26 protein-coding genes are annotated in these 25687 nt (G+C 69.6%); 7 read left to right on the top strand and 19 right to left on the bottom strand.

The window, feature by feature from the left end; genetic code table 11:
- Nucleotides 1–87: 87 nt before the first annotated feature.
- The 5 genes from ABZS64_RS29620 to ABZS64_RS29600 form a co-directional block, all read right to left on the bottom strand.
- Entirely contained in the window at nucleotides 88–735 is a 648-nt protein-coding gene (locus ABZS64_RS29620) for a GNAT family N-acetyltransferase (RefSeq protein ID WP_355836227.1), read from the bottom strand.
- Nucleotides 736–882: 147 nt separating this feature from the next.
- Nucleotides 883–1743, bottom strand: a complete 861-nt coding sequence (locus ABZS64_RS29615) for a MetQ/NlpA family ABC transporter substrate-binding protein (RefSeq protein WP_355836225.1) — start codon at nucleotides 1741–1743, stop codon at nucleotides 883–885.
- A 77-nt stretch (nucleotides 1744–1820) separates the two neighbouring features.
- Nucleotides 1821–2492 (bottom strand): methionine ABC transporter permease, encoded by a 672-nt coding sequence (locus ABZS64_RS29610; RefSeq protein WP_355836223.1) that lies wholly within the window; start codon nucleotides 2490–2492, stop codon nucleotides 1821–1823.
- The gene (locus ABZS64_RS29605; RefSeq protein WP_355836220.1) at nucleotides 2489–3562 is read right to left on the bottom strand and encodes an ATP-binding cassette domain-containing protein; all 1074 of its coding nucleotides are present in this window, start codon (nucleotides 3560–3562) and stop codon (nucleotides 2489–2491) included. Before ABZS64_RS29605 ends, ABZS64_RS29610 begins: the two co-directional genes overlap by 4 nt.
- Before the next feature lie 395 nt (nucleotides 3563–3957).
- Nucleotides 3958–4605, bottom strand: a complete 648-nt coding sequence (locus tag ABZS64_RS29600; RefSeq protein WP_355836217.1) for an HAD family hydrolase — start codon at nucleotides 4603–4605, stop codon at nucleotides 3958–3960.
- 70 nt (nucleotides 4606–4675) lie between these two features.
- Here ABZS64_RS29600 and ABZS64_RS29595 point away from each other — a divergent pair, with 70 nt between their 5' ends.
- A complete protein-coding gene (locus ABZS64_RS29595; RefSeq protein ID WP_355836214.1) occupies nucleotides 4676–5035 on the top strand; it encodes a hypothetical protein in 360 nt (119 codons plus the stop codon).
- Nucleotides 5036–5037: 2 nt separating this feature from the next.
- The gene (locus ABZS64_RS29590) at nucleotides 5038–5451 is read left to right on the top strand and encodes a hypothetical protein (protein ID WP_355836211.1); all 414 of its coding nucleotides are present in this window, start codon (nucleotides 5038–5040) and stop codon (nucleotides 5449–5451) included.
- Nucleotides 5452–5504: 53 nt separating this feature from the next.
- Here ABZS64_RS29590 and ABZS64_RS29585 read toward each other — a convergent pair whose 3' ends face one another.
- From ABZS64_RS29585 to ABZS64_RS29575, 3 genes are all read right to left on the bottom strand, one after another.
- Nucleotides 5505–6008, bottom strand: a complete 504-nt coding sequence (locus ABZS64_RS29585) for a GNAT family N-acetyltransferase (protein WP_355836208.1) — start codon at nucleotides 6006–6008, stop codon at nucleotides 5505–5507.
- A gap of 36 nt (nucleotides 6009–6044) precedes the next feature.
- The gene (locus ABZS64_RS29580) at nucleotides 6045–6554 is read right to left on the bottom strand and encodes a sigma-70 family RNA polymerase sigma factor (protein ID WP_355836206.1); all 510 of its coding nucleotides are present in this window, start codon (nucleotides 6552–6554) and stop codon (nucleotides 6045–6047) included.
- 84 nt (nucleotides 6555–6638) lie between these two features.
- Entirely contained in the window at nucleotides 6639–7805 is a 1167-nt protein-coding gene (locus ABZS64_RS29575; RefSeq protein ID WP_355836203.1) for a glycerophosphodiester phosphodiesterase, read from the bottom strand.
- 247 nt (nucleotides 7806–8052) lie between these two features.
- Between ABZS64_RS29575 and ABZS64_RS29570 the strand changes: the two genes are divergently transcribed.
- Complete coding sequence (locus ABZS64_RS29570) at nucleotides 8053–8715, top strand: lysophospholipid acyltransferase family protein (protein ID WP_355836255.1); 663 nt, start codon at nucleotides 8053–8055, stop codon at nucleotides 8713–8715.
- Between the two features lie 75 nt (nucleotides 8716–8790).
- Here the strand turns inward: ABZS64_RS29570 and ABZS64_RS29565 are convergent, their stop codons facing one another.
- The 5 genes from ABZS64_RS29565 to ABZS64_RS29545 all read right to left on the bottom strand — a co-directional run bounded on the left by ABZS64_RS29565 (nucleotide 8791) and on the right by ABZS64_RS29545 (nucleotide 14744).
- Nucleotides 8791–10338: an MFS transporter gene (locus ABZS64_RS29565; protein WP_355836200.1), complete on the bottom strand. Its 1548-nt coding sequence runs from the start codon at nucleotides 10336–10338 to the stop codon at nucleotides 8791–8793.
- On the bottom strand, nucleotides 10335–10886 hold the full coding sequence (locus ABZS64_RS29560) for a helix-turn-helix domain-containing protein (protein ID WP_355836197.1): 552 nt from the start codon (nucleotides 10884–10886) through the stop codon (nucleotides 10335–10337). Before ABZS64_RS29560 ends, ABZS64_RS29565 begins: the two co-directional genes overlap by 4 nt.
- Before the next feature lie 139 nt (nucleotides 10887–11025).
- On the bottom strand, nucleotides 11026–11865 hold the full coding sequence (locus ABZS64_RS29555; protein ID WP_355836195.1) for an alpha/beta fold hydrolase: 840 nt from the start codon (nucleotides 11863–11865) through the stop codon (nucleotides 11026–11028).
- A gap of 174 nt (nucleotides 11866–12039) precedes the next feature.
- The gene (argH, locus tag ABZS64_RS29550; RefSeq protein ID WP_355836191.1) at nucleotides 12040–13467 is read right to left on the bottom strand and encodes an argininosuccinate lyase; all 1428 of its coding nucleotides are present in this window, start codon (nucleotides 13465–13467) and stop codon (nucleotides 12040–12042) included.
- 83 nt (nucleotides 13468–13550) lie between these two features.
- Nucleotides 13551–14744, bottom strand: coding sequence for an argininosuccinate synthase (locus ABZS64_RS29545; protein WP_355836189.1), 1194 nt, complete (start codon nucleotides 14742–14744; stop codon nucleotides 13551–13553).
- A 157-nt stretch (nucleotides 14745–14901) separates the two neighbouring features.
- Between ABZS64_RS29545 and ABZS64_RS29540 the strand changes: the two genes are divergently transcribed.
- Genes ABZS64_RS29540 through ABZS64_RS29530 form a run of 3 tightly spaced genes read left to right on the top strand, consistent with a single transcriptional unit; the run spans nucleotide 14902 to nucleotide 17795 of the window.
- Entirely contained in the window at nucleotides 14902–16371 is a 1470-nt protein-coding gene (locus tag ABZS64_RS29540; protein ID WP_355836186.1) for a hypothetical protein, read from the top strand.
- A 43-nt stretch (nucleotides 16372–16414) separates the two neighbouring features.
- Nucleotides 16415–16999, top strand: coding sequence for a pyridoxamine 5'-phosphate oxidase family protein (locus ABZS64_RS29535; protein WP_355836183.1), 585 nt, complete (start codon nucleotides 16415–16417; stop codon nucleotides 16997–16999).
- 55 nt (nucleotides 17000–17054) lie between these two features.
- The gene (locus ABZS64_RS29530) at nucleotides 17055–17795 is read left to right on the top strand and encodes a L,D-transpeptidase family protein (RefSeq protein ID WP_355836179.1); all 741 of its coding nucleotides are present in this window, start codon (nucleotides 17055–17057) and stop codon (nucleotides 17793–17795) included.
- A 9-nt stretch (nucleotides 17796–17804) separates the two neighbouring features.
- On the opposite strand, the gene ABZS64_RS29525 is transcribed toward ABZS64_RS29530, so the two are convergent.
- The 6 genes from ABZS64_RS29525 to ABZS64_RS29500 form a co-directional block, all read right to left on the bottom strand.
- The gene (locus tag ABZS64_RS29525; protein WP_355836176.1) at nucleotides 17805–18341 is read right to left on the bottom strand and encodes an arginine repressor; all 537 of its coding nucleotides are present in this window, start codon (nucleotides 18339–18341) and stop codon (nucleotides 17805–17807) included.
- A 7-nt stretch (nucleotides 18342–18348) separates the two neighbouring features.
- Nucleotides 18349–19545 carry an acetylornithine transaminase gene (locus ABZS64_RS29520; RefSeq protein ID WP_355836173.1) on the bottom strand — a complete coding sequence of 399 codons (1197 nt, stop codon included), beginning with the start codon at nucleotides 19543–19545 and terminating at the stop codon, nucleotides 18349–18351.
- Nucleotides 19542–20447, bottom strand: a complete 906-nt coding sequence (argB, locus tag ABZS64_RS29515; protein ID WP_355836170.1) for an acetylglutamate kinase — start codon at nucleotides 20445–20447, stop codon at nucleotides 19542–19544. The genes ABZS64_RS29520 and argB overlap by 4 nt, the downstream gene beginning before the upstream one ends.
- Complete coding sequence (gene argJ, locus ABZS64_RS29510) at nucleotides 20444–21598, bottom strand: bifunctional glutamate N-acetyltransferase/amino-acid acetyltransferase ArgJ (protein ID WP_355836167.1); 1155 nt, start codon at nucleotides 21596–21598, stop codon at nucleotides 20444–20446. Before argJ ends, argB begins: the two co-directional genes overlap by 4 nt.
- Nucleotides 21595–22623 (bottom strand): N-acetyl-gamma-glutamyl-phosphate reductase, encoded by a 1029-nt coding sequence (gene argC, locus ABZS64_RS29505; protein WP_355836164.1) that lies wholly within the window; start codon nucleotides 22621–22623, stop codon nucleotides 21595–21597. Before argC ends, argJ begins: the two co-directional genes overlap by 4 nt.
- Before the next feature lie 168 nt (nucleotides 22624–22791).
- Nucleotides 22792–24237: a glyceraldehyde-3-phosphate dehydrogenase gene (locus ABZS64_RS29500; RefSeq protein ID WP_355836161.1), complete on the bottom strand. Its 1446-nt coding sequence runs from the start codon at nucleotides 24235–24237 to the stop codon at nucleotides 22792–22794.
- 201 nt (nucleotides 24238–24438) lie between these two features.
- On the opposite strand from ABZS64_RS29500, the gene ABZS64_RS29495 reads away from it, so the two are divergent.
- The gene (locus ABZS64_RS29495) at nucleotides 24439–25653 is read left to right on the top strand and encodes a hypothetical protein (protein ID WP_355836158.1); all 1215 of its coding nucleotides are present in this window, start codon (nucleotides 24439–24441) and stop codon (nucleotides 25651–25653) included.
- Nucleotides 25654–25687 lie beyond the last annotated feature (34 nt).

The following is a 25687-nucleotide window of genomic DNA, read 5'->3' as shown; positions in this document are numbered from 1 at the left end:
CCTGGTGTTGTCGCAGGTCGGGGCAGCCCGCGGGCGCGGGCATGGCGAGAGTACCTGGAGCGGGCGGCGGACGGTCGTGGGTGCCGGTCAGTTCCAGTCGGTGAAGGAGGCGTAGCCCGCGTCCGCCATGTGGTCCGAGACGCCTTCGAGGTCCTCGGGCAGCAGGCTCCAGACGATCAGATCGGTACGGATGTCGGCCCAGCCGCCGTCCTCCGTCTGCGTACGCGCTATCCAGGCGTTGCGGAGCACGCCCTCGCTGATGGAGCCGATTTTCTGCGCGACCTGCTGGGATGCGGTGTTGTCCGCGGCGGTGCGCAGTTCCAGGCGCTCGAACCGCTGGTCGCGGAACAGCCACTGGGCGACGGCCAGCACCGATTCGGTGGCGTAGCCCTCACCGCGCGCCCAGGGGGCGGTGACGTACGCGGCCTCGGTGGCGAGGGTTCGCCAGTCGGTGTTCTTCAGTTGGACGATGCCGACGAGCCGCTGGGTGAGGAATTCGGTGACGGCCAGAACGATTCCGCGGCCTTCGGTGCGCTCTGCAGGAGCGATCCTGCGGATCCATGCCTCGGAGTCGGCAGCGGTGTACGGGTGCGGCACCGAGGTCCAGGCGGTGACCATCTCGTCGTTCATCATCTCGGTGTGCGCCTGGATGTCGGCCTCCTCGAAGGGGCGCAGCACCAACCGCTCCGTGCTGATGGACACGTCCGGGAAGGTGGTAGTCATGCGCAGCTCCATGCCGAAGACCGTCGAAAGGGTCGTAGCCGTAAAGGCACAGCATGCAGCATCCGGTGACGGATGCGCATGGCCGGGTGGTGAGTTGCACAAGGCCCCGCGCACCTGTCGTGGTGCGCGGGGCCTCGTTCAAACGGCGTGCGGCAAGCGTTACTTGGCGGCGCCGAAGGCCGGGACGACGGAGCCGGCGTACGTGTCCTCGATGAACTTCTTCACCTCGGGGGAGTTGAGGAGCTTCGCGAGCTTCTGCACGCGGGCGTCCTTCTCGTTGCCCTCCTTGACGGCGAGGAAGTTGGCGTACGGGTTGCCCTCGGCCTTCTCGAGCGCCAGGGAGTCCTTGGCGGGCTTGAGGTCGGCCTCGATGGCGTAGTTGCCGTTGATGACCGCGGCGTCGACGTCGTTCAGGGCGCGGGGAAGCGTGGCGGCCTCGATCTCCTTGAACTTCAGGCCCTTGCTGTCCTTGATGTCGGAGAGCTTGGCGCCGCTGCCCGCGCCGTCCTTGAGGGTGATGAGGCCGTTGTCGGCGAGCAGCTTGAGCGCGCGGCCCTCGTTGGTGGTGTCGTTCGGCACGGCCAGCGTCTGGCCGGACTTGATCTCCTTGAGGTCCTTGACCTTCTTGGAGTACAGGCCGAGCGGCTCCAGGTGGACGGTGACGACCGGGACGATGTGGGTGTTGTTCTTCTTGTTGAAGTCGTCGAGGTACGGCTTGTGCTGGAAGAAGTTGGCGTCGACCTGGCCGCTCTCGGTGGCGGTGTTCGGCAGGACGTAGTCCGTGAACTCCTTGACCTCGAGGTTCAGTCCGGCCTTCTTCGCCAGGTTGTCCTTGACGTAATTGAGGATGTCCGCGTGCGGCGTCGGGGACGCGGCGACGACCAGCGCCTTCGACTCGTCGGCCTTGGCGCCGGAGTCGGACTTGGCGGCCGGGTCGGACGCGGTGCCGCAGGCGGTGAGGCCGAGGGCGAGGGCCGCGAGAGCGGCGGCGGACGCAGTGAGCTTGATGTTCTTACGCACGAAAAGTGCCTCTTTCTGGTGGAGCGGAACGGCGCCCGGACAAGGAGTGCGGGCTGTGCGGGATGTGGTCCGTGGCGTCAGGAAGCGGTACGGCCGCGGCGTGCCAGGAGTCGTACGACTCCGTCGCCCACGAGCTGTACGACCGTGACGATGGCGATCAGGACGACGACCGTGATCAGCATGAACTGGGTCTCGAAGCGCTGGAATCCGTAGGTGACGGCCTTGGATCCGAGCCCCTCGCCGCCGACCGCGCCGGCCATCGCCGAGTAGCCGACGAGCACGATCACGGTGGTGGTGACGGCGGAGACGAGTGAGGGCAGGGCCTGCGGCAGCAGCACCTTGCGGACGATCGTCGGGATCGAGCCGCCCATCGCCTGGACGGCCTCGACCAGGCCGTGGTCGACCTCGCGGATCGCCGTCTCGACGAGCCGCGCGAAGAACGGAATGGCGCCGACGGCGAGCGGCACGATCATCGCGGTAGGGCCGATGAAGGTTCCGACGACCAGCGTGGTGAAGGGGATCAGCGCGATCAACAGGATGATGAACGGCAGCGAGCGGCCGATGTTCACGATCACGCCGACGACCTTGTTCACCGGGGTGTTCTGCAGCAATCCGCCCTTGTCGGTGAGGACAAGGAGCACACCGAGCGGCAGTCCGCCCGCGACGGTGACGAGGGTGGACCACAGCACCATGTAGAGAGTGTCGATGGTGCCCTGGCTCAGCAGGGGCTGCATCTCCGACCAGGTCACTTGGCGACCTCCGCGACCAGCGCGGCGATGCTCTGGGCGGGGAGCGCGACCGGCTCGGCGGGGGCGTCGGGGTCGACGACGTCGACCTGGAGGCCCTGCTCGCGCAGGAAGCCGACCGGGACGACGTTCTCCTCGTACCGTCCGGGCAGTTCGATGCGCATCCGGCCGATCTGCTTGCCGCCGACGGTGTCCATCGCCGCGCCGAGGATCGAGATGTCGATGTTGTACGTGCGCGAGAGCTGGGAGATGACCGGCTGCGTCGCGGCCTCACCGTGGAAGGTGACGTCGATGACGGTGCGGTCGGGGCCCGAGGCCTCGCCGCTCACCGGGAACAGCTCCTGAGCCAGCTCGGAGCCGGGGGTCGCGAGCAGTTCGCTCACGGTGCCGGATTCGATGATCTTCCCCTTCTTCATCAGGGCCGCCGAGTCGCAGATGGTCTTGACGACGTCCATCTCGTGCGTGATGAGCAGGACGGTCAGTCCGAGCTGCTGGTTGAGGTCGCGCAGCAGCTGCAGGATCGAGCGGGTGGTCTCGGGGTCGAGGGCGCTGGTCGCCTCGTCGGACAGCAGCACTTTGGGGTCGCCGGCGAGCGCCCGGGCGATGCCGACGCGCTGCTTCTGGCCGCCGGAGAGCTGTCCGGGGTACGCCTTGGCCTTGTCGGCGAGGCCCACCAGGTCGAGCAGTTCGAGGGCCTTGCGGGAGCGCTCGGCGCCGGAGACGCCGAGGATCTCCAGCGGCAGCTCGATGTTGTCCTTGACGGTGCGCGAGGACAGCAGGTTGAAGTGCTGGAAGACCATGCCGATACGGCTGCGTGCTTCGCGCAGTTCCTTGGATGCGCGGCGGCCGCGGCCGGCGAGCGCGGTGAGGTCCTGGCCCGCGACGGTCACGGTGCCGGAGGTGGGGCGCTCCAGCAGGTTGACGCAGCGGATGAGCGAGGACTTTCCGGCGCCGCTCTGGCCGATGACTCCGAAGACTTCGCCCTCACGGACGTGCAGATCGACGCCGTCCAGGGCGGTGACCTTGCGGCCTCGTGACTCGTAGACCTTTGTAAGGCCCGTAGTGGTGATCACAGGGGGTTTTCCGTCGCTGTCGAGTGCGCGGCGCGGTGTTCCGCCGGGCACGGGGCATTCGGGTGTGGACAGTCGGGCGCGACACGGCTGATTCGGCTCGTGGCCCGGGGTAACGCGTGCGCGGGGCAGGCTCGGTCCGATGCGTCCTGGCGGAGCACCGGAGTCGGCTCGGCTGTCGGTCTCGCTTCGGGGCGCGAGGCTCAGGCAGGGGCCCTCAGTTGGCGCACATTCGACACATACAACGAGCACCGGGCGTCGTGATCGCCTCGGTCGCAAGGGTGCGGCTGCTCGTCGTGGTCATGTCGGCAAGTAAAGCAGACAGGGGTACGAGGCAATCAGCGCTGTCCGAATAGCGGACAGTGCTGATACAGCATGCGGACAGGGTCGGCCTGGGCTCAGTCGGCGGCCGTGATCTCCACTCCCCCGTGCGTGGCCTGCGCGGACACGGCCGAGAGGTCCCTGACGACGACATCGGCGAACAGCTCGGAACGCTGGTGCGTTGTGGCCAAGGCCACGGTCCGCATGCCGGCCGCGCGGCCCGCGGTCAGACCCGCCGGGGCGTCCTCGAAGACGACACAGCGCGCCGGATCCACACCGACGCGGACGGCCCCGAGCAGATAGGGCTCCGGGTCGGGCTTGCCGCGCGTGATGTCGTCGGCGGCGATGAGGACCTTGGGCCGGATACCGACCTCTTCGAGCCGGGCCTCGGCCAGCCGGCGCGTTGCTGACGTGACCACCGCCCAGCGGTCGGCGGGCAGCCGGTCCAGCAGCTCGGCGGTGCCGGGCAGCAGCACGACTCCCCCGGCCACGTCCTCGACCTCGAGCTGTTCGATACGGGCCACCGCCTCCGGCACCACACCCGCGGGCAGCAGATCGGCGGCTATCTCGGCGGCGGTACGGCCGTGCAGCTCGATGCGGGCGAAGTCCTCCGCGGTGATTCCGTACTCCCCCGCCCATCGGGTCCAGCAGCGCTGGACGGACTCCATCGAGGAGACAAGGGTTCCGTCGTTGTCGAACAGCAGGGCTGCGGCGTCGATCCTCATGGTCGTCGACCCTACGGGGCAGTCGGGGCCGCGCGCATCGGGCCTTTTGGCCCGTAATACGCTCAGGGCCATGCTTGACGCCCTGACGGTCGCGGTCGCCGTGACCGCGCTCGCCCTCGCCGCCTGGTGCGGCTATGCCGCCCTTCGCGACCAGCCCACCAAGGACTGGCACTTCATCGGCATGGCCGTGGTGTCTGTGCTGGCGCTGGCGCAACTGCTGATCGGGATCGTGCAGCTGGCACGCGGCGAGAAGGCCGACGAAGGCTCGGTCATCTTCGTCGCGTATCTGATCGGGGCGTTCGCGGCCGTACCGGCGGCGGGCTTTCTCTCCCTCTCGGAGCGGACCCGCTGGGGCTCCGTGACGGTCGCCGCGGGCGCGATCGTCCTGGCCGTGCTCGAAGTGCGCCTCTACGACATCTGGAACGGCTGACCATGACCGAGACCGCAGAAGGCAAGAAGACCCGGCTGGTCCAGGGCCCTGGGCTGCTGCTGGTCTGGGTGTACGGAGTGATGTCGGTGGGCGCGGTCTCGCGCTCCGTCTACCAGATCCTCACCGACTACGGCTCGGCGCCGCTGGCCCACACACTCTCCGCCGTCGCGGCGGTGGTGTACGCGTTCATCACCTACACGCTGGTGCGCGGCGGGGAGAGGGCGCGCAGGGCGGCGCTGGTGTGCTGCGCCGCCGAGCTCGCGGGCGTACTGATCGTGGGGACCTGGACGGTTCTCGAGCCGTCCGCCTTCCCGGACTCGACGGTCTGGTCCACGTACGGCATGGGCTACATCTTCATTCCGGTGCTGCTGCCGATCACCGGAATGCTCTGGCTGCGCCGCTCCCGCAGAAGCTGAACCCGCAGGGAGCCGAACCCGCAGGGAGCCGAACCCGCGGCAGCTCAACCCGGCTACGCGCTCGCGGCGTAGGCGCTCGCCGTGACCTCCTTCTCCAGCGTGACCAGCGTCAGCCGCGGGCCGACCTGCTCGCTGGAGACCTGCACATAGCCGCGGCTGCGGTACAGCCGCAGATTGCTCTCGCTGCGATGGCCGGTGAACAGCTGGAACCGCTTGGCCGCCGACTCACCCGAGAAGCGCCGCTCGATCGCGTCGAGCAGCCGGCCGCCGAGGCCGTGGCGCTGCATCCGGGGGTGCACGATCAGCTTGGCGAGCCGGGCCGTTCCGCCTGCGTCGACGCTGCCGCGCACGGATGCGACCACCTCGTCGCCGAGCCGGGCCACCAGGGCGTGCCCCTGGGCTATTTCGGCCCGCAGATCGTCGAGGGACTGGGTGAGGGGCTCGATTCCGTAGTCGCCGTAGAGCTCGGCCTCACTCTGGTAGCACAGGTACTGCAACTTGAGGATCTGCTCCGCGTCCTGAGCTCTTGCCGCTGAGATGGTCACGCTCATGCCCATGTGCGCATGCCTCCCGCTCACCTGTCCGCCGGTTGTCTATCGCTCCTTTCCCCCGAGTTCAGGAGCCGCAACCTCTGCCGTCAGCATTCTGCGCAGGCATCCCAGGCAGCGGGAACGCATCGGCCCCAGACTGCCCTGTGAGATTCCCAACTCCCCTGCGATTTCGCGGTAGGTCGGGTCGTCGGGCGACAGCATCGCAGTCAGCAGCCGCGGGCAGTTGCCGGGTGTGCGGGCGACCGCGGCGCGCAGGGTCCGGCGGCGCTCGGACCTCAGCGCGGCACGTTCCGGGCTGCCTGCCGGGTCCGCCAACGGCTCCGGGCCGTACGGCCGCTCCCTGGCCGCGGTGCGCCGGGCGCGGCGCGCTTCCGCTCGCACGGCCGACTTGACCCAGCGGGCGGCGTCCGGCGGCGGGCCGTCGCCGCCGAGCCGTTCGAGCAGCCGCACCCAGACGGCCTGTTCCAGATCGCGCGGCTCCATCGCGGCGGCAGGGGCCTCGGCGGTCGCCTCGGCGCTCACGAGCGGACGGAGTTCTTCGAGAAGCGTCATGCCCGGCGGGACGTGCCGTCGCACGGCGGTGGTTGCCGTGCGACGGCACAGTCACCCGTACGGGCGGCCGGGCCTCGCGTGCTGTCAGCCGTTGAAGTCGGCGGCCGCCAGCAGCCCGGTGTCGGCGTTGTCGGTGAAGATGCCGTCGATGCCGGTCTCGAAGTAGACCTTGAAGGCGCCGAAGGCGTCGCCGTAGGCGTTCGGGTCGGTGCCGCGCCGGAAGTCGGCGGGCAGGAAGGTGTTCTCGTTGCGCATCGTGTACGGGTGCAGGATCAGGCCCTCGGCGTGCGCGTCCGCGACCAGGGTCGTCGGCGTGCCCAGCTTGCCGCTCGCGTCCTTCGGGATGATCAGGTCGAGGGTCGGCCCGATGCCCTGCGCGTAGGACGCGATCCACGCAAGGCCCTCGGGCTTGACGAGGTCGGCCACGGTACGCGCGTCGCCCGCCTGGACGAAGTCCCACGGGCGGCTGCTCGCGCCGGACAGCAGCACGACGCCCGGCGAGGACACCAGCTTCGACAGCCGCTGGATGCTGCTCGGCTCGAACGACTGCAGGAAGACGGGCGAGTTGCGGCGGTCGCGGCCGTATCGGCGCAGCAGCTTGGCCAGCGGCTCCTCAAGTCCCAGCCCGAGCCCCCGGAAGTAGGTGGGGTGCTTGGTCTCGACATGGAGCCAGACGGGACGGCCGCGTCGGCGGCCCTCCTTCTCCGCCCAGCGCAGCACCTCTTCGAAGGTGGGGATCGCCCAGCGGCCGTCGTAGAGGGTGTTCTCCTGGCGGTTGGCCGGGATCCGCTCCTTTGCGCGCAGCGTCTTCAGCTCGGCGAGCGTGAAGTCCTCGGTGAACCAGCCGGTCAGGCTCACGCCGTCGACGGACTTGGTGGTCTTGCGGGAGGCGAACTCCGGGTGAGCCGCGACATCCGTGGTACCCGTGATGTCGTTCTCGTGACGGCATACGAGATGGCCGTCCTTGGTGGGCACCAGGTCCTGCTCGATGACATGCGCACCCATGTCCAGGGCGAGCTGGTAGGAGCCGAGGGTGTGCTCGGGCCGGTAGCCGCTGGCGCCGCGGTGGCCGATGATCGTGGGGGAGGGCAGATCCCTGTACGACGATCCGTGTCCGTCATGGCTGTCGTGGAGCTCGCCGGCCTCGGCACGCCCCGCGGTGACACCGCCGACGCCGAGAGCTGCCGTGCCGAGTACCGCCGCCCCGAGGACGGTCCGGCGTCCGGGACTTCTGTCCGCACCCTGTGTCATCGACATTCCTCCGTGTGATGTCCCGCACCTGTCAGGCGACGCCCGATGGTAGGCAGCCACGCCCTACATACGGCAGACCAGGGACGAACGCAGCGAAAACACACGTCAACACTGCGTATCCGCTCCGTGAACCCGATGTGCGATCAACTCTGACCCGCGAGTATGGTCCTCACCTGCACAGACTTCGCCGCCGTTACCGTCCGCCCCCACGCCACCGTGTCTGACACCGGAGGACCCGTTGTCCCGCTTGTCGCTCATCAAGGCCGTGCTAGGACCGATCCTGCGCCTGATGTTCCACCCACGCGTGGAAGGCGCCGAGAACATTCCCGGGACCGGTCCGGTGATCCTCGCCGGAAACCACCTGACGTTCATCGACTCGATGATCCTCCCGCTGGTGTGCGCCCGTCCGGTCCACTTCATCGGCAAGGACGAGTACGTCACCGGCAAGGGCATCAAGGGCCGGGCGATGGCGTGGTTCTTCACCGGCAGCGGCATGATCCCGGTGGACCGCGACGGCGCGAACGGCGGTGTGGCCGCGCTGATGACGGGCCGTCGGGTGCTGGAGGAGGGCAAGATCTTCGGCATCTACCCGGAGGGCACCCGCTCCCCCGACGGCCGCCTGTACCGGGGCCGTACGGGTATCGCCCGGCTCACCCTGATGACGGGCGCGCCGGTGGTCCCGTTCGCGGTGATCGGCACCGACAAGCTCCAGCCGGGCGGCGCGGGACTGCCGCGGCCGGGCCGGGTGACGATCCGCTTCGGCGAGCCGATGGAGTTCTCGCGGTACGACGGGATGGACCGTGACCGCTATGTGCTGCGGGCGGTGACTGACTCGGTGATGACGGAGGTCATGGAGCTGTCGGGCCAGGAGTACGTGGACATGTACGCAACGAAGGCGAAGGCAGCCTGAGGCAGCGCGTGAGGAGGGCCGGACCCCGGGGGTGGGGTCCGGCCCTCCGTCCTGTTCATGGGTGTTGGGGCCTGTCTACGAGTGCTCGAGGCCGTCCTCGAGCTTCTGGCCGCGCAGCAGGAACCACGCCGCCACCGCCGTCGCCAGCAGCACCGCCGCTCCGACACCGGAAGCGAGCCGCAGTCCGTCGGTGAACGCCTCCTGCGCCGCGGCCACCATCTCCGCGCCCTGCCGCTGCGGCAGCGTCGCCGCCGCCTCGACCGCACCGCCGAGCGATTCATGCGCAGCGGACGCCGGACCGGCGGGGACGCCCGCCGGGGTGGTGAACCCGCGGTAGACGCCGGTGACGATGGAGCCGAGCAGGGCGATGCCGAGGGCCGCGCCCAGTTCGTACGCAGTCTCCGAGACCGCGGACGCGGCGCCCGCCTGCTCCTTGGGGACGCTCGACAGGATGACGTCGGCGGTGACGGTGAACGAGAATCCGGCGCCGACACCGACCATCAGCAGGGCCGCGCCGAGCAGCGGATAGCCGGTGGACTGGCCGAGCAGCGTCAGTGCGGCGAGGGCGACGCCCACGGCGGCGAGGCCACCGGCGACGACCGACCGTACGGAGAACCGGCGGGCCACCGTGCCCGCGATCAGACCAGTCGCCACCGCACCGATCGCGGCGGGCAGTTCGGCGAGTCCGGCCTCGAACGGCTCCCGGCCCTGCACCAGTTGCAGGAACTGGGAGAGGAAGAAGACCAGGCCGGACAGGCCGAGGATGGTCAGCAGATCGGCCAGTACCGCGCCCGAGAAACCCCGGTGCCGGAACAGCCGCATGTCGAGCAGTGGCGCCGGCAGCGTCAACTGCCTGCGGACGAAGCCGTACAGCGCGCCGAGGCCGAGCACCGCGGCGGCGGCGGCCTCCGGGCTCGCGCCGTGCGTCGCCGCCTCCTTGACGGCGTAGACGACACCGACCATGCCGACGAGGGACAGTACGACACTGATCAGGTCCCAGGGCCCTGCCACCGGATTCTTCGACTCGGGCAGCAGCTTGACACCGACCAGCACCAGGACGGCCATCACCGGCAGGTTGATCAGGAAGACCGAACCCCACCAGAAGTGTTCCAGCAGGAAGCCGCCGACGACCGGCCCGACCGCCGCGCCGGCGGAGGCCATCGCGCCCCAGATGCCGATGGCGAGGCTGCGCTCCTTGGGGTCGTGGAAGATGTTCCGGATCAACGCGAGGGTGGAGGGCATGAGCGTCGCGCCTGCGACGCCGAGGAGTGCCCTGGCGAGAATCATCATCTCGGGGGTGGTGGCGTACGCGTTGAGGACGGACACCGCTCCGAACGCGACAGCGCCGAGCAGCAGGAGCTTCTTGCGGCCGATACGGTCGCCGAGGCTGCCCATGGAGACGAGCAGGCCCGCGATGACGAACGAGTAGACATCGCCGATCCACAGCAGCTGGGTGCCGGTGGGCTTGAGGTCCTCGCTGAGGAACGGGGTGGCGAGGCCGAGGACTGTGGCGTCGACGGCCACCAGCAGAACGGCCAGGACGAGGACCGACAGCGCGAGCCAGCGCCCGGGGCGGTACAGGGTTTCGTCCGTCCCGCTCGTGCGCTGGATGGTGCTGCTCATTGCTCCACACTCCGTCTCGCTCCGCCGAGCAGCAGCTCGGCGATCATGTACTGGAAGTCGTTCTTGGCGACGCGGCCGTCCATGACGGCCCAGGCGCAGGTGCCGATGAGCCCGTAGAGGGCTTCGGTCAGCCATGCGGGTGTGAGGTCGATCCGGAACACGCCCTGTTCCTGACCGCGCCGGAAGAGGGCGGACACACGGGCATCGAGCCTGGACCAGCCCTCGTTGATCTGGTCGCCCTCGAAGAGCTGGTTCTCGGTGACGAGGAAGGCGAGGAGCTCGGCGACGGGCTCCATCTCGGCGACGAGCCGCCGAAGCCCGTCGTCGGCGGTCCCCTCGTCCAGCCGGGCGCGGTCGATGGAGACCTCGAACTCCTGGATTCCGAGCTGCTCCAGCGCCTTGACGAGCGCGTCCCGCCCGGCGAAGTGCCGATGCAGGGTGGCCCGTCCGATACCGGCGGCCCGCGCGACCTCGTCCATGGTGGCGGTCGATTTACGGGAGAGGAGGGCGGCGGCGGTACGGAGGACCTGCTCGCGATCGACTGTCATGAGACGACTGTACCCCAGATGAGACATTCTTGTCTCACTCGGGTTATGGATGTCTCATCAGCAGTGCGGGAAGGCAGCACGAAGCCGCCTGACCGGCCATGAGGCTCCTCCGGTCAGGCGGCTGAAGGTCGGCGAAAGATCAGCCGACGGGCAGGCAGTCGGGCCGGAAGCCCGGGTCGGCGGGGCCGGACCGCCCCAGGGCGTTCAGCACCCACTGGGCGACGACAAGATCCTTGGGGGCCTGGTCGTGCTCCGAAGTGTTGAGCGGACAGGCGTCCTGGAGCGGCACATTGGTGACGTGGCGGGCAGAACCCTTGAGATAGGAGCTCGTGTACGGGACCACGACCTCGTCGTATCGCGTGGCGATCTGCGTGTAGTCGGGGCCGACCGGCGCCTCGGGGTCGGCGTTGAGCTTTGTCAGCAGCTCGGAGCCGGCCGTCTGGTCCACGCAGGCAGGACAGACAGTGGCACCGGCGGCGAGCGCCAGGGGGTTGCTGGTGCCGTGGTTGGACGGCACGATGCCGACCAGGTCGTCCACCTTGGTCGCCCCGCCGAGGAACTTCACGTAGTAGCGCGGCATCATGCCGCCCTGACTGTGGCCTACGAGGTCGACCTTCTTGGCACCCGTTCTGCTGCGCACGGTGTCGACGAAGTCGCGCAACTGCGCCGCCGAGTCGGGGATCGGGGCGGTGGCCGCCTCGCCATAGTCGAACGCGAAGACGCAGTAGCCCTCGGCCGCCAGCTTCGGTGAGAGCGTGGCCCAGTTCTCCGCCATCGTCTTGAAGGTGCCGTTGACCAGGACCACGGGCTGCGGGTGCGCCACGTCCGGCTTGCAGGACCAGTCGTTCGCGCCGGGTGGGGCGACGGCGGGCTCCGCGGCCGAGGCCGAGGCGGTTCCGGATACGGCGAGCCCCGCCGCTCCGAGTGCCGCCACCGCGGCGGCCGAGATCAGCGGGCGGATGAGGTTGCGTAGACGCATGACGTGGGGGCCTTTCCGTGCTCCGGTCGTGACAGCGGCTGTTCGGCAATGCCAACCGGGATACGGAATATTTGCTTCCGTGTTACTGACGCGTCAAGACATGCGTCGTCGGTAAATGTCACACCGGCCGGGGCGCATGCCCGGGCCGGTGTGGTTGCGACGTGCGCTCGAGTGTCAGCGCTTGGCGTCCGCCCACGCCCGCTGCACGGCCAGGTCTGCCTTCAGCTCGGCCAGTTGCACCGCCACTGCCGACGGTGCCGTGCCTCCCCGGCCGTTGCGGGACGCCAGCGCGCCCTGGACGTTCAGGACCGTGCGGACCTCGGGGGTCAGTTGGGGGGAGATCTTCGCGAACTGCGCGTCCGTGAGTTCGTCCAGCTCGATGCCCTGCTGCTCGCACTCCTTCACGCACCCGCCCGCCACGTCGTGCGCCACCCGGAACGGCACGCCCTGCTTGACCAGCCACTCCGCAATGTCCGTCGCGAGCGAGAAACCGGCGGGGGCCAGCTCCTCCATCCGCTCGCGGTTGACCGTCAGCGTCGCCATCATCCCGGTGAAGGCCGGGAGCAGGACCTCCAGCTGGTCACAGGAGTCGAAGACCGGCTCCTTGTCCTCCTGGAGGTCACGGTTGTACGCGAGCGGAAGGGCCTTCAGCGTGGCCATCAGGCCCGTCAGATTGCCGATCAGACGGCCCGACTTGCCGCGCGCCAGCTCCGCGATGTCCGGGTTCTTCTTCTGCGGCATGATCGACGACCCGGTCGAGAAGGCGTCGTGCAGGGTCACGAAGGAGAACTCCTTCGTGTTCCAGATGATGATCTCCTCCGCGATCCGCGACAGATTCACGCCGATCATCGCGGTGATGAAGGCGAACTCCGCGACGAAGTCCCGCGAGGCCGTGCCGTCGATGGAGTTGCCCGCCGAGCCGTGTTCGAAGCCCAGGTCCGCGGCGACGGCCTCCGGGTCGAGGCCGAGGGACGAACCCGCCAGCGCGCCCGAGCCGTAGGGAGAGACCGCCGTGCGCTCGTCCCACTGCCGCAGCCGCTCCGCGTCCCGGGACAACGGCTGGACGTGTGCCAGGACGTGGTGGGCGAAGAGCACCGGCTGGGCGTGCTGAAGGTGCGTACGGCCCGGCATCGCGACGTCGGGGTGCGCCTCGGCCAGGCCCACCAGCGCGTCCTGGAGCTCGGCGATCAGGCCGCCGATGATGCGGGCGTGGTCCCGCAGGTACATCCGGAAGAGCGTGGCGACCTGGTCGTTCCGCGAACGGCCGGCCCTCAGCTTGCCGCCGAGGTCGGGGCCGAGGCGCTCCAGCAGACCCCGCTCAAGAGCCGTGTGCACGTCCTCGTCGGCGATCGTGCCCACGAAGGACCCGTCGGCGACATCCGCTTCGAGCTGGTCGAGCCCGGCCAGCATGCGCTGCAGCTCGTCGTCCGTGAGCAGGCCCGCCTTGTGGAGCACGCGCGCGTGCGCTCGCGAACCGGCGATGTCGTACGGCGCGAGACGCCAGTCGAAGTGGACCGACGCCGACAGCTTGGCCAGCGCCTCGGCGGGACCGTCGGCGAAACGGCCGCCCCAGAGCCGTACGTCACCGTTGTTGCTGCTCACAGCTGAAGCTCCTCAAGAGGGTGGATGTGCCACCGCCTCCCCGCCGCGGAGGTCGGGGAGGCGGCTGTCGTACGCGTATCGAATCAGGCGAGGTCGCGCTTCGCGGCGATCTTCGACGACAGGCCGAAGATCTCGATGAAGCCCTGCGCCTTCGACTGGTCGAACGTGTCGCCCGAGTCGTACGTGGCGAGGTTGAAGTCGTACAGCGACTCGTCCGACTTCCGGCCGGTGACGACGGCGCGGCCGCCCTGCAGGGTCATCCGGATGTCACCGGTGACATGCTGGTTGGCCTCGTTGATGAAGCCGTCCAGGGCCCGCTTGAGCGGGGAGAACCACAGGCCGTCGTAGACCATCTCGCCCCAGCGCTGCTCGACCTGCCGCTTGTACCGCGCCAGCTCACGCTCGACCGTGACGTTCTCCAGCTCCTGGTGCGCGGTGATCAGCGCGATCGCGCCGGGCGCCTCGTACACCTCACGGGACTTGATGCCGACGAGCCGGTCCTCGACCATGTCGATCCGGCCGATGCCGTGCGCGCCCGCCCGCTCGTTGAGCTGCTGGATCGCCTGCAGGACGGAGACGGGCTTGCCGTCGATGGCGACCGGGACGCCCTCCTTGAAGGAGATGACGACCTCGTCGGCCTCGCGCTGCACGGCCGGGTTCGAGGTGTACTCGTAGATGTCCTCGATCGGCCCGTTCCAGATGTCCTCCAGGAAGCCGGTCTCGACGGCCCGCCCGAAGACGTTCTGGTCGATGGAGTACGGCGACTTCTTGGTGGTCGCGATCGGGAGCTGCTTCTCCTCGCAGAAGGCGATGGCCTTGTCCCGGGTCATGGCGTAGTCACGGACCGGGGCGATGCACTTCAGATCGGGACCGAGAGCGGAGATACCCGCCTCGAACCGCACCTGGTCGTTGCCCTTGCCGGTGCAGCCGTGGGCGACGATGCCGGCGTTGTGCTTCCTGGCCGCGGCGACGAGGTGCTTGACGATCGTCGGCCGGGAGAGCGCGGAGACCAGCGGGTAGCGGTCCATGTAGAGGGCGTTGGCCTTGATCGCCGGGAGGCAGTACTCATCGGCGAACTCGTCCTTGGCGTCGGCGACCTCGGCCTCCACGGCACCGCAGGCGAGCGCGCGCTTGCGGATGACGTCCAGGTCCTCGCCGCCCTGGCCGACGTCCACGGCAACGGCGATGACCTCGGCGCCCGTCTCCTCGGCGATCCAGCCGATGGCGACGGAGGTGTCCAGGCCTCCCGAGTAGGCGAGTACGACGCGCTCGGTCACGGGTTTCTCCTTACGATGCATTCAGCGACAGGCATAACTATGCACTACTCCGTATGTTTCGTCAACGCGGCTTCCGTGCGTGCTCAAATTCGGCGGCGCCCGGCCGTGCGCCCCGCCTACGATCGGCGCTTCGCAGGTACGACCGGGGGGAGCGGCAGTGACAAGGGACGATCGGACCGGGTGGGCGATGGCGGGCAGGCTCCTGGACGGCGAGCCGGTCCGTACCGTCGTCGACACGGCCGACGCCGCCGCCTGGACGGCCCTCGACGTGGGCATACGCGAGCGGGCGCAGTTCCGGCCGGCGGTCCTTCCCTCCCGCGCCCGCATCGAGGGCCGCCGGATCGCGTGGGACCAGAACGAGGGGCTTCAGCTGCACCGCCGGGGCCGTGCTCCGCTCAGCGAGAGCGAGCTCGCTCTCGCGATGTGCCACGTCGACGGCCGGATCCGTGAGGCCGTGATCGACCGGGTCGCGGACTTCCCCGGGCTGCTGCCGCTGATCGTGATCCGCTGTGCGGACTGGGCCGAGCCGGTGCGCGAGCGAGCCCGGCCGCTGCTGGCGGGCGCGCTGCCCAAGGTCGGCGGGCAGGAACTCGTCGCGCTTGCCGCCCTGGTGCTCCGGGTCGCCGGACGCGGCCACGGCACGTTCGGCCAAGACCTGTTGGACCGGACCCTGCGCGAGGCCCCGCGGCAGCACGTCGAAGCACTGCTCGCGAGCGGGGATCGCACCACGCGCCGGTTCGCCCTTCGTCTCGCCGTCCAAGAGGGGCTGCTCTCCCCGGCGAGCCTCGCCCGTGCCGCCGCAGGTGACGACGACGTCGTCATCCAGGACCTCTGCGCCGAGGCGGCCCTCGCCGCCGTACGCGAGGGCGCCTACGACGAGGTGCTGAGCCCGCTGCTGGGCTCCCGGCAGCCGCGGGTGCGCTCAGCGGGGGTCACCGCGCTGCGCCGGGCGGGGCGTCCGGCACAGGCCGAACCCTTTCTCGTCGACCGCTCCGGACTTGTGCGCGCCTGTGCGCGCTGGGTGCTGCGGCAGCACGGCATCGATCCACTGCCGCTCTACCGCGAGCTGTGCGCCGACCCCTCGAACCTGGATCTGCCGCCCGCGGCCCCACTGGGGCTGGCCGAGTCCGGAACGCGTACGGACGCCGTACTGCTGGTGCCCTTGCTCTCCCACCCGTCCGGGCCGGTCCGAGCCGGTGCAGTCGCCGGTCTGCGGCTGCTCGACCGGGCCGACACCGAACTGCTGCTGCCGCTCCTGGACGACCCCTCGCCGTCCGTGGCCCGCGAGGCGGCCACCGCGTTCCTCCCGTTCGCGGACCTGCTGCCCGAGGCGTGGCTGGCGCAGCGGATCGCCGCGAAACGCCCCGTACACACCAGGAAGGCCGCCTTCCGGCTGCTGCGCGCGCAGGGCGGCATCGCCCAACTCCGGGCGGCGGTGCATCTGCTGGCGGACGAGAGCCCCAGGCTCCGGGCGCTGGCCGGACAGACGATCCAGCTGTGGACGGTGCCGCCGGCCGGTGTCCCGCTCGGCGACGCCGAGGTGGATGCGCTGCTTGACCGCTGCACCCATCTGTTCAGCGACCATGTCCTGCGCCGACTGCGGCGCCAGTTGGGTATCACCAGGTGAAATCGGACCCGGCGGCCGGAGCTGATCGTCGATAATCCGTGGCATGGGAAAGCTCTACGAACGGATAGACGGCCGACTGCGCACCTTCATCGAGGCACAGCCCCTCTTCTTCACGGCGACCGCGCCGCTGGCCGGCGACGGGACCGTCAACCTCTCCCCCAAGGGTCTGACCGGCTCCTTCGCCGTCGTCGACGACCAAACCGTGGCCTATCTCGACTTCGCCGGAAGCCACAACGAGACCATCGCCCACCTCCGTGAGAACGGCCGCATCACCCTCATGTGGTGCGCCTTCCAGGGACCGCCGACCATCGTCCGGGTGCACGGCCGCGGGGAGCCCGTCTTCCGTGACGACCCCCGCTGGAAAGAACTGCTCACGCACTTCCCGGACATCGACACCACTCCGCACGGGCTGCGCGCCATCATCGTCGTACAGGCCGAAGTCATCCGGGACAGCTGCGGGTTCGCGGTGCCGTACATGACGTACGACAGTGACCGCGCGACGCACGGCCAGCGGTTCTCGCGTGAGGACGACGCGTCGCTCAGCGCGTACTTCGAGAAGAAGCCGGAGATCGCCACCAGCATGGACGGGCTTCCGGGCCTTCCGCTGCCGCTGCCGCCGACGCCCTGAGCCGTATGGAGCAACGGCGCTGCCGGGCGGGCGGGGAGCGCATACGGTCGCCCCTATGCGTAAGGGTGTCGTCCTCGGTCCTGTTCTGTTCGTGGTCGCCTTCGTGGTCGCTTTCGTGCTCTCCGCCTCGGCGGGCGCCGCGCCGGTCTACGCACCGATCCACGCGCCGCCGCTGCCCGTACGGATGGCCGACACCGGTGGCGGCTCCCAGCTGATCACCGCCGTGGCCGCGCGTCCCGGCTCCACCACCGGCACGGTGACCTGGTGGGACCGCCGCAGCGACGGGCAGTGGGTGGCGGCTGGATCGGCCGTGGCGCGGTTCGGGGCGAAGGGCCTGGTCGAGGGCGTCCGCCGCAAGCAGGGCACCAGCACCACGCCGACCGGGCTCTACCGGCTGCCGTACGCCTTCGGGATCGAAGCGGCGCCCGGCGGGACCGGCTATGCCTATCGCCGCGTGACGACGAGGTCCTGGTGGTGCCAGGACAACGCGTCCCGTGCGTACAACCGCTGGGTGGAGGGGCTGCCCGCGGGCTGCCGGGCCGCCGAGTCCGAGCACCTGTCCGCCTACAGCCCGCAGTACGCCCATGCCATGGTCATCGGCTTCAATTACGACCGTCCGGCGCGCGGCCGCGGCGCCGGGATCTTTCTGCACGTCAACGGGCGTGGCGCGACGGCCGGTTGTGTGTCGGTGCCGGACACGGCGATGCGCCGGATCCTGGCCTGGGCCGAACCGGCGCACCGTCCCCACATCGCGATCGGGACCGCAAACGGCCCGACCGCGATCACTCGCTACTAGCGGTCGTTACTAGCGGTCGTTCTGGGCGAGACGCAGCAGATGGTCGGCGAGCGCCTGACCGCCCGCCGGGTCCCGGCTGATGAGCATCAGCGTGTCGTCGCCCGCGATGGTGCCGAGGATGCCGTGCAGCTCGGCCTGGTCGATGGCCGAGGCCAGGAACTGGGCGGCGCCTGGCGGAGTACGCAGGACCACGAGGTTGGCCGAGGCCTCAGCGGAGATGAGCAGTTCCGCGGACAGCCGCCGCATCCGCTCCTCCTTCGCCGACTCGCCGAGCGGAGCCTGCGGGGTGCGGAAGCCGCCCTCGCTGGGCACCGCGTAGATCAGCTCGCCGCCGGTGTTGCGGATCTTCACCGCGCCCAGCTCGTCGAGGTCCCGGGAGAGCGTCGCCTGGGTGACGCTCAGCCCGTTGTCCGCGAGGAGCTTGGCCAGCTGGCTCTGCGAGCGCACCGGCTGCCGGTTGAGGATGTCCACGATCCGGCGGTGGCGGGCCGTGCGGGTCTGGGGTACGGCGGGCCCGCCGCGCTCGGTGTCCTGCGCGTCGCTCATCGTCGTCTCATTCTCCGGCTCGTCCATCCCCGCTGACTGCGTCGAGAACGCCGGGCAGGGCCCGGAGGAATCCGTCCACGTCAGCCTCTCCGATGATCAGCGGCGGCATCAGCCGTACGACATCGGGGGCGGGGGCGTTCACCAGGAAGCCGGCGCTCTGAGCCGCCTGCTGCACCTGGGGCGCGAGGGGCTCGTTGAGCACGATACCCAGCAACAGGCCCGCACCACGGACATGCGAGACCAGCGGATGTCCGAGCGATTCGATTCCGTCCCGGATCTTCTCGCCGAGCCGCTTGACCGCGTCGAGGATTCCGTCGGCCGCGAGCGTGTCGAGTACGGCGAGTCCGGCGGCGCACGCGACCGGGTTCCCGCCGAAGGTGGTGCCGTGCTGACCGGGCTTCAGCAGCTCGGCGGCCTCGCCGAACGCGATCGTCGCCCCGATCGGGAGCCCGCCGCCTAGCCCCTTGGCGAGCGTCACGAGATCGGGCTCGACGCCCTGGTGGGCCTGGTACTCGAACCAGTGGCCGGTGCGCCCGATGCCCGTCTGGACCTCGTCGAGCACAAGCAGCGTGCCGGTGGCCCGGGTGATCTCCCGGGCGGCTTCGAGATAGCCCTTGGGCGGGACGACGACGCCGTTCTCGCCCTGGATCGGCTCGATGATCACGAGCGCGGTCTCTTCGGTGACCACGGCCCGCAGCGCCTCGGCGTCTCCGTACGGGACATGCGTGACGTCTCCGGGAAGAGGCAGGAACGGCTCCTGCTTGCCCGGCTGGCCGGTGAGCGCGAGGGCCCCCATCGTGCGGCCGTGGAAGCCGCCGAGGGTGGCGACCATGTGCCGGCGGCCCGTCAGCCGGCCGATCTTGAAGGCGGCTTCGTTGGCCTCCGCGCCGGAGTTGCAGAAGAAGACGCGTCCGGGGTGGCCGAAGAGCTGGATGAGCCGCTCTGCGAGCGCGACGGGCGGCTCTGCGACATAGAGGTTGGACACATGGCCGAGCGAGGCGACCTGGCGGGAGACGGCCTCGACGACGGCGGGATGAGCATGGCCGAGCGCGTTGACGGCGATGCCGCCGACGAAGTCGGTGTACTTCATGCCGTCCGCGTCCCAGACCGTGGCTCCCTCACCGCGGACGAGGGACAGCTTCGGCGTGCCGTAGTTGTCGGTCATCACGCCCTGCCACCGCTGCGTGAGTTCCTGGTTACTCATGATTCCCCCTGTCCGTCGGGCAGGACCATCGTGCCGATGCCCTCGTCGGTGAAGATCTCCAGCAGGATCGAGTGCGGTACGCGGCCGTCGATCACGCGGGCGGTGTTGACCCCGTTGCGTACGGCGAACAGACAGCCCTCCATCTTGGGCACCATGCCGCTGGAGAGGTCGGGCAGCAGCTTCTCCAGCTCGGTCGCGGTGAGCCTGCTGATCACTTCGTCGCTCTCGGGCCAGTCCTCGTAGAGGCCCTCGACATCGGTGAGGACCATCAGGGTTTCGGCGCCCAGAGCGGCGGCGAGCGCGGCAGCCGCGGTGTCGGCGTTGACGTTGTAGACGTGGTGGTCGTCGGCGGAGCGCGCGATGGAGGAGATGACCGGGATACGTCCGTCGTCGAGGAGCGCCTGAATGGCGCCCGTGTCGATCTCGGTGATCTCGCCGACCCGGCCGATGTCGACCAGCTCTCCGTCGATCTGCGGCTGGTGCTTGGTCGCGGTGATCGTGTGGGCGTCCTCGCCGGTCATGCCGACGGCGAGCGGACCGTGCTGGTTGAGCAGCCCGACGAGCTCGCGCTGGACCTGCCCGGCGAGCACCATCCGTACGACGTCCATGGCCTCGGGAGTGGTGACCCGAAGGCCCGCCTTGAACTCGCTGACCAGTCCGTGCCTGTCCAGCTGTGCGCTGATCTGCGGCCCGCCGCCGTGCACGACGACCGGCTTGAGCCCGGCGTGGCGCAGGAAGACGACGTCCTGGGCGAAGGCCGCCTTGAGTTCCTCGTCGACCATGGCATTGCCACCGAACTTGATGACGACGGTCTTGCCGTTGTGCCGGGTGAGCCAGGGCAGTGCCTCGATGAGGATCTGCGCCTTCGGCAGTGCGGTGTGCTTCCGCGTCGTGTTCGTCATGAGCTGTACGCGCTGTTCTCGTGGACGTACTCGGCGGTGAGGTCGTTGGCCCAGATGACGGCCGATTCACTGCCCGCGGCGAGGTCGGCGGTGATCTTCACCTCGCGGTAGCGCATGTCGACCAGCTCGCGGTCCTCACCCACGCTGCCGTTCTTGCAGACCCAGACGTCGTTGATGGCGACATTGAGCCGGTCCGGCTCGAATGCGGCCTTCGTGGTGCCGATGGCGGACAGCACCCGGCCCCAGTTGGGGTCCTCGCCGTGGATGGCGCACTTGAGGAGGTTGTTACGGGCGATGGAGCGGCCCGCCTCCACGGCGTCCTCCTCGGTGGCGGCATTGATCACTTCGATACGGATGTCCTTGGACGCGCCCTCGGCGTCGCCGATGAGCTGGCGGGCGAGGTCGTCACAGACGCTCTTCACCGCCTCGGCGAAGTCCTCGTACCGGGGCGTGATCCCGCTCGCTCCGGACGCGAGCAGCAGCACGGTGTCATTGGTGGACATACAGCCGTCGGAGTCGATCCGGTCGAAGGTCCGGCGGGTCGCGTCGCGCAGCGCCTTGTCGAGGGTCGCGGCTTCCAGATCGGCGTCGGTGGTGAGGACGACGAGCATGGTGGCGAGACCGGGGGCGAGCATGCCCGCGCCCTTGGCCATTCCGCCGACGGTCCAGCCGTCCTTGCCGGCCACGGACGTCTTGTGGACGGTGTCGGTGGTCTTGATGGCGATGGCGGCCTTCTCGCCGCCGTGCTCGCTCAGCTCGGCCGCGGCCTTGTCGATGCCCGGCAGGAGCTTGTCCATGGGGAGCAGGATGCCGATGAGGCCGGTGGAGGCGACGGCGACCTCGCCGGCGCTGTGGCCCTCGAGAGCCTCGGCGACCTTCTCGGCGGTGGCATGGGTGTCCTGGAAGCCCTTCGGGCCCGTACAGGCGTTGGCGCCACCGGAGTTGAGGACGACGGCGCCGACCTCACCGCCGCGCAGGACCTGCTCGGACCACAGGACGGGGGCGGCCTTGACGCGGTTGGAGGTGAAGACGCCCGCGGCGGCGCGGCGCGGACCGTTGTTGACCACGAGGGCCAGGTCCGGATTGCCGTTCTCCTTGATCCCGGCGGCGATGCCTGCCGCCGTGAATCCCTTCGCTGCCGTGACGCTCACGGTGCCACTCCGATCGTGGAAAGTCCGGTGTCCTCGGGGAGCCCGAGGGCGATGTTCATGCTCTGCACCGCGCCGCCGGCGGTGCCCTTGGTGAGGTTGTCGATGGCGCTGATCGCGATGATGCGGGCGGCCGCCTCGTCGTACGCGACCTGGATCTGGACGGCGTTCGATCCGTACACGGACGCGGTCGCGGGCCACTGCCCCTCGGGGAGAAGGCGGACGAACGGTTCGTCCGCGTACGCCTTCTCGTAGGCGGCCCGGACGTCCTGCGCCGTCGTGCCCGGCTTGGCCTTTACGGAGCAGGTGGCGAGGATGCCGCGGGCCATCGGCGCGAGGGTCGGCGTGAACGAGACGATGACCCGCTCCCCCGCCGCCGCGCTGAGGTTCTGGATCATCTCGGGGGTGTGGCGGTGACCGCCGCCGACGCCGTACGGGGTCATGGACCCCATCACCTCGGAGCCGAGCAGATGCGGCTTGGGCGCCTTGCCCGCGCCGGAGGTCCCGGACGCCGCGGTGATCACGGCCTCGGGCTCGGCGAGGGAGGCCACGTACGCGGGGAAGAGTGCGAGCGAGACGGCGGTGGGATAGCAACCGGGCACCGCGATGCGCTTGGACCCCTCCAGCGCGGCGCGGGCACCCGGCAGTTCGGGCAGACCATAAGGCCAGGTCCCGGCGTGCGGGGATCCGTAGAACGTCTCCCAGTCGGCGGCGTCCTTGAGCCGGAAGTCGGCGCCCATGTCGACGACGAGCACCTGATCACCGAGCTGCTCGGCGACGGCGGCGGACTGCCCGTGCGGGAGCGCGAGGAATACGACATCGTGCCCGGCGAGCACCTCGGGGATGGTCGCTTCGAGCACCCGGTCGGCGAGCGGCAACAGATGCGGCTGAAGACCGCCGAGCTTCTGGCCCGCGTTGGAGTTCCCGGTGAGGGCGCCGATCTCGATCCCGGGGTGGGTGAGGAGCAGCCGGAGCAGTTCCCCGCCCGCGTATCCGCTCGCTCCTGCCACTGCTGCTCGTACCGCCATCGAACCCTCCATCGGTGATGGCATGACTATACGCAGCGCCGCACTTTTATGCAATCAACCCAAAGAGGAGGCGGGGCGGTGCGGGAGCAACGGATGCCGATCGGAATCGGTCGCCGCCCACCACACCGCCCCGCCTGCCGGGACTTCGGATCGGACAGTCCGCCGAGATCAGACCACCGGAACCGGGTAGGTCGGGTACTCGACCCCGGATACGTGCTGGACGACGCGGATGACCTGGCAGGAGTAGCCGAACTCGTTGTCGTACCAGAGGTAGAGGATCGCGTCGTCGCCCTCGACCTTGGTGGCGCCGGCGTCGACGATCGAGGCGTGGCGCGAGCCGATGAAGTCGCTCGAGACCGCGTCGGGGGCGGTGGTGAAGTCGATCTGGCGCTTGAGCGGCGAGGTCAGCGACACGTTGCGGAGGTAGTCGAGGACCTCCTCGCGGGTGGTCTCGCGCCCGAGTCGCAGGCTGAGGATCGCGATCGAGACGTCCGGAACCGGGACGCGGATGGAGCTGCCCGTGATCCTTGCGTTGAGGTCGGGCAGCGCCTTGGCGACGGCGGAGGCGGCACCGGTCTCGGTCATGACCATGTTGAGCGGCGCCGAGCGGCCGCGGCGGTCGGAGCTGTGATAGTTGTCCAGCAGGTTCTGGTCGTTGGTGAACGAGTGGACGGTCTCCACGTGGCCGCGCAGGACGCCGTACTCGTCCGCCATCGCCTTCAGCGGCGGGACGATCGCGTTGGTGGTGCAGGACGCGCAGGACAGGATCTGCTCGTCCGGCTTGATCGTGTCGTGGTTGACGCCGTGGACGATGTTGGGGACGTCGCCCTTGCCCGGCGCGGTCAGGACGACCTTGTCGATACCGGGGCGCAGGTGCTTCGACAGGCCCTCGCGGTCGCGCCACTTGCCGGTGTTGTCGATGAGGATGGCGTCCTTGATGCCGTGCGCCGTGTAGTCGACCTCCGACGGGTCGTTGGCGTAGATCACCTTGATCTCGTTGCCGTTGGCGATGATCGTGCTCTTCGCCTCGTCGACGGTGATGGTGCCGTGGAACTGACCGTGGATGGAGTCGCGGCGCAGCAGCGAGGCGCGCTTGACGATGTCCTGGTCGCCGCCCTGGCGGACGACGATGGCGCGCAGCCGCAGGCCGTTGCCGGAGCCGGCCTTCTCAATGAGCAGGCGGGCGACGAGGCGGCCGATGCGGCCGAACCCGTAGAGGACGACGTCGCGCGGCTCGCGGCGCTCGATCTTGTTGGCACCCGTGGCACCGACGACGGCCCCGGCGGTGAACTCCTCGACCGAGAGACCGCGGTCGTCGGCCTTGTACGTCGCGGCGAGCATGCCGATGTCGATCTGGGAAGGGCCGAGATCGAGCGTGGTGAGAGCCTGCAGGAACGGCAGCGTCTCGGTGACCGAGAGTTCCTCACCGGCGATCTGCCGGGCGAACCGGTGGGTCTTGAGGATGCTGACCACCGACTTGTTCACCAAGGAGCGGCTGTGAAGCAGGACGGTGACGTCCCGCTCCCGCTGCAGCTTCCCGATGATGGGGATCATCGACTCCGCGATCTCCTCGCGGTTTTTCCAGTTGGTGAACGAGTCGTCATTGACAGTCACAGGTTTATCTTTCGAGCTAGGCGGCGCTCATATGCTAACCCGCGGTCACTTTGATCATTCACGCGGTGCCGCCTGAGCGGAATGCCATGACCGGGCCGACCTCGCCATGCTCGACGGCACAGACCTCGCCCACGCCCTCGTCACCGAACGCCGCACAGACCCCGCGGAGCCGTGCGCGGGGGCGGTCGCTAGTCTGCCCGGATGCGTGATGGGGGAAGCAACAGCGACAGCGTCGACGGGGCAGTCGTTGACGGTCCGACTGAACCGAGCGGGCGGTTCCGCCGGTTGAGGAAGCACCGGCTGCTCGCCTCGGGGGTGGCCGTGGTGGTGCTCGCGGCCGGGGTGGCAATTCCGCTGGCCGTGGCCGACTCCGGTGACGACACGCCCTGTTGGCAGCTGCCCGCCTCGGCGCGGGCCCTCGCCGACGATCCCGCGGCTGCCACCAGAGCGCTCGATCCGGGCGACGATCTCGCCCGCCTCGGGTCCGCGAAGAAGCTGCTGGCGCACGAGGAGGTGTGCGGCGACGGCGCCCGGGTGCTGGGCCGGATCGTGGACGGAGCCACCCGTTCCGCGGGTCCGGGCAAGCCGCACACCATGGCGCAGGCGCGCACCGCCTATGCGGTGGCCGCTGCCCTCGACGACGTCGAACTTCCGGCGGGGCTGGCGCCGGGCGTGGCCCGGATGGTGGCCGAATATGTGGTGGACGCGGCGCGTCACGACAGTCTCCACGACGACGATGTGTCCGGGCCCGCGCTGCCTCCCGAGGAGGCACGGCTCGACGAGCAGGGCTGGGTGTGGCTCGGCCGCTTCCTGGCCCCCCGCGAAGCGCGCGCCGCTTTCGAGTACGCGGACCGCGGTGCGGACGCGGACGCGGACATCGAGGACCTGGTCGGCGAACTCGCCAAGGACCCGGAGGCGTTCGCGATTCTGTACGACGCCGAGCGTGCCTACCTGGCGCACTATCTGGAGCGGCTCACGGGCCGGGGCGGCGACCCCGCCTTCCGCCCGCGGCCGGCCGGCCGGGACAGTCGCTACTCGTCGACCGCGACGACCTGGCCCGACAACGATCTCGAGGACCTGGCGGAACGCGTCGGCAACCTCATGAAGTTCCGCGCCGGCTACACCAGGGACGGGACGATCCCCGACCTCGCCGCCTTCGACACGTCCGTACGGGAACACACCCGGGGCACCTTCCGGCCCGCGCCCGGTCAGCTGGACACCCGTCCGCCGATGGGCGACATCGCGGGCCGGCCGGTCGCCGGGCCGGTGCGCGGCGACCTGATGGACGGACGGCACCAGATGTTCACGGTGCTTGACCAGTGGGCGCAGGAGCGGAAGGTACCGGCGCAGCGCGCCCGCGCGATGCGGCAGTTGGTGGACGACGCGTATGTCCGCGCACTGTGGCTGAGGTTCTGACGCCGGCCGGCCCGACCGGCGCGCTCCGGTGGCG

The sequence above is a fragment of the Streptomyces sp. NPDC005408 genome, from assembly GCF_040606445.1.
Lineage (GTDB): Bacteria > Actinomycetota > Actinomycetes > Streptomycetales > Streptomycetaceae > Streptomyces.
The sequence above is the reverse complement of the archived record's forward strand: the minus strand, read 5'-3'. Positions and strand labels throughout refer to the sequence as shown.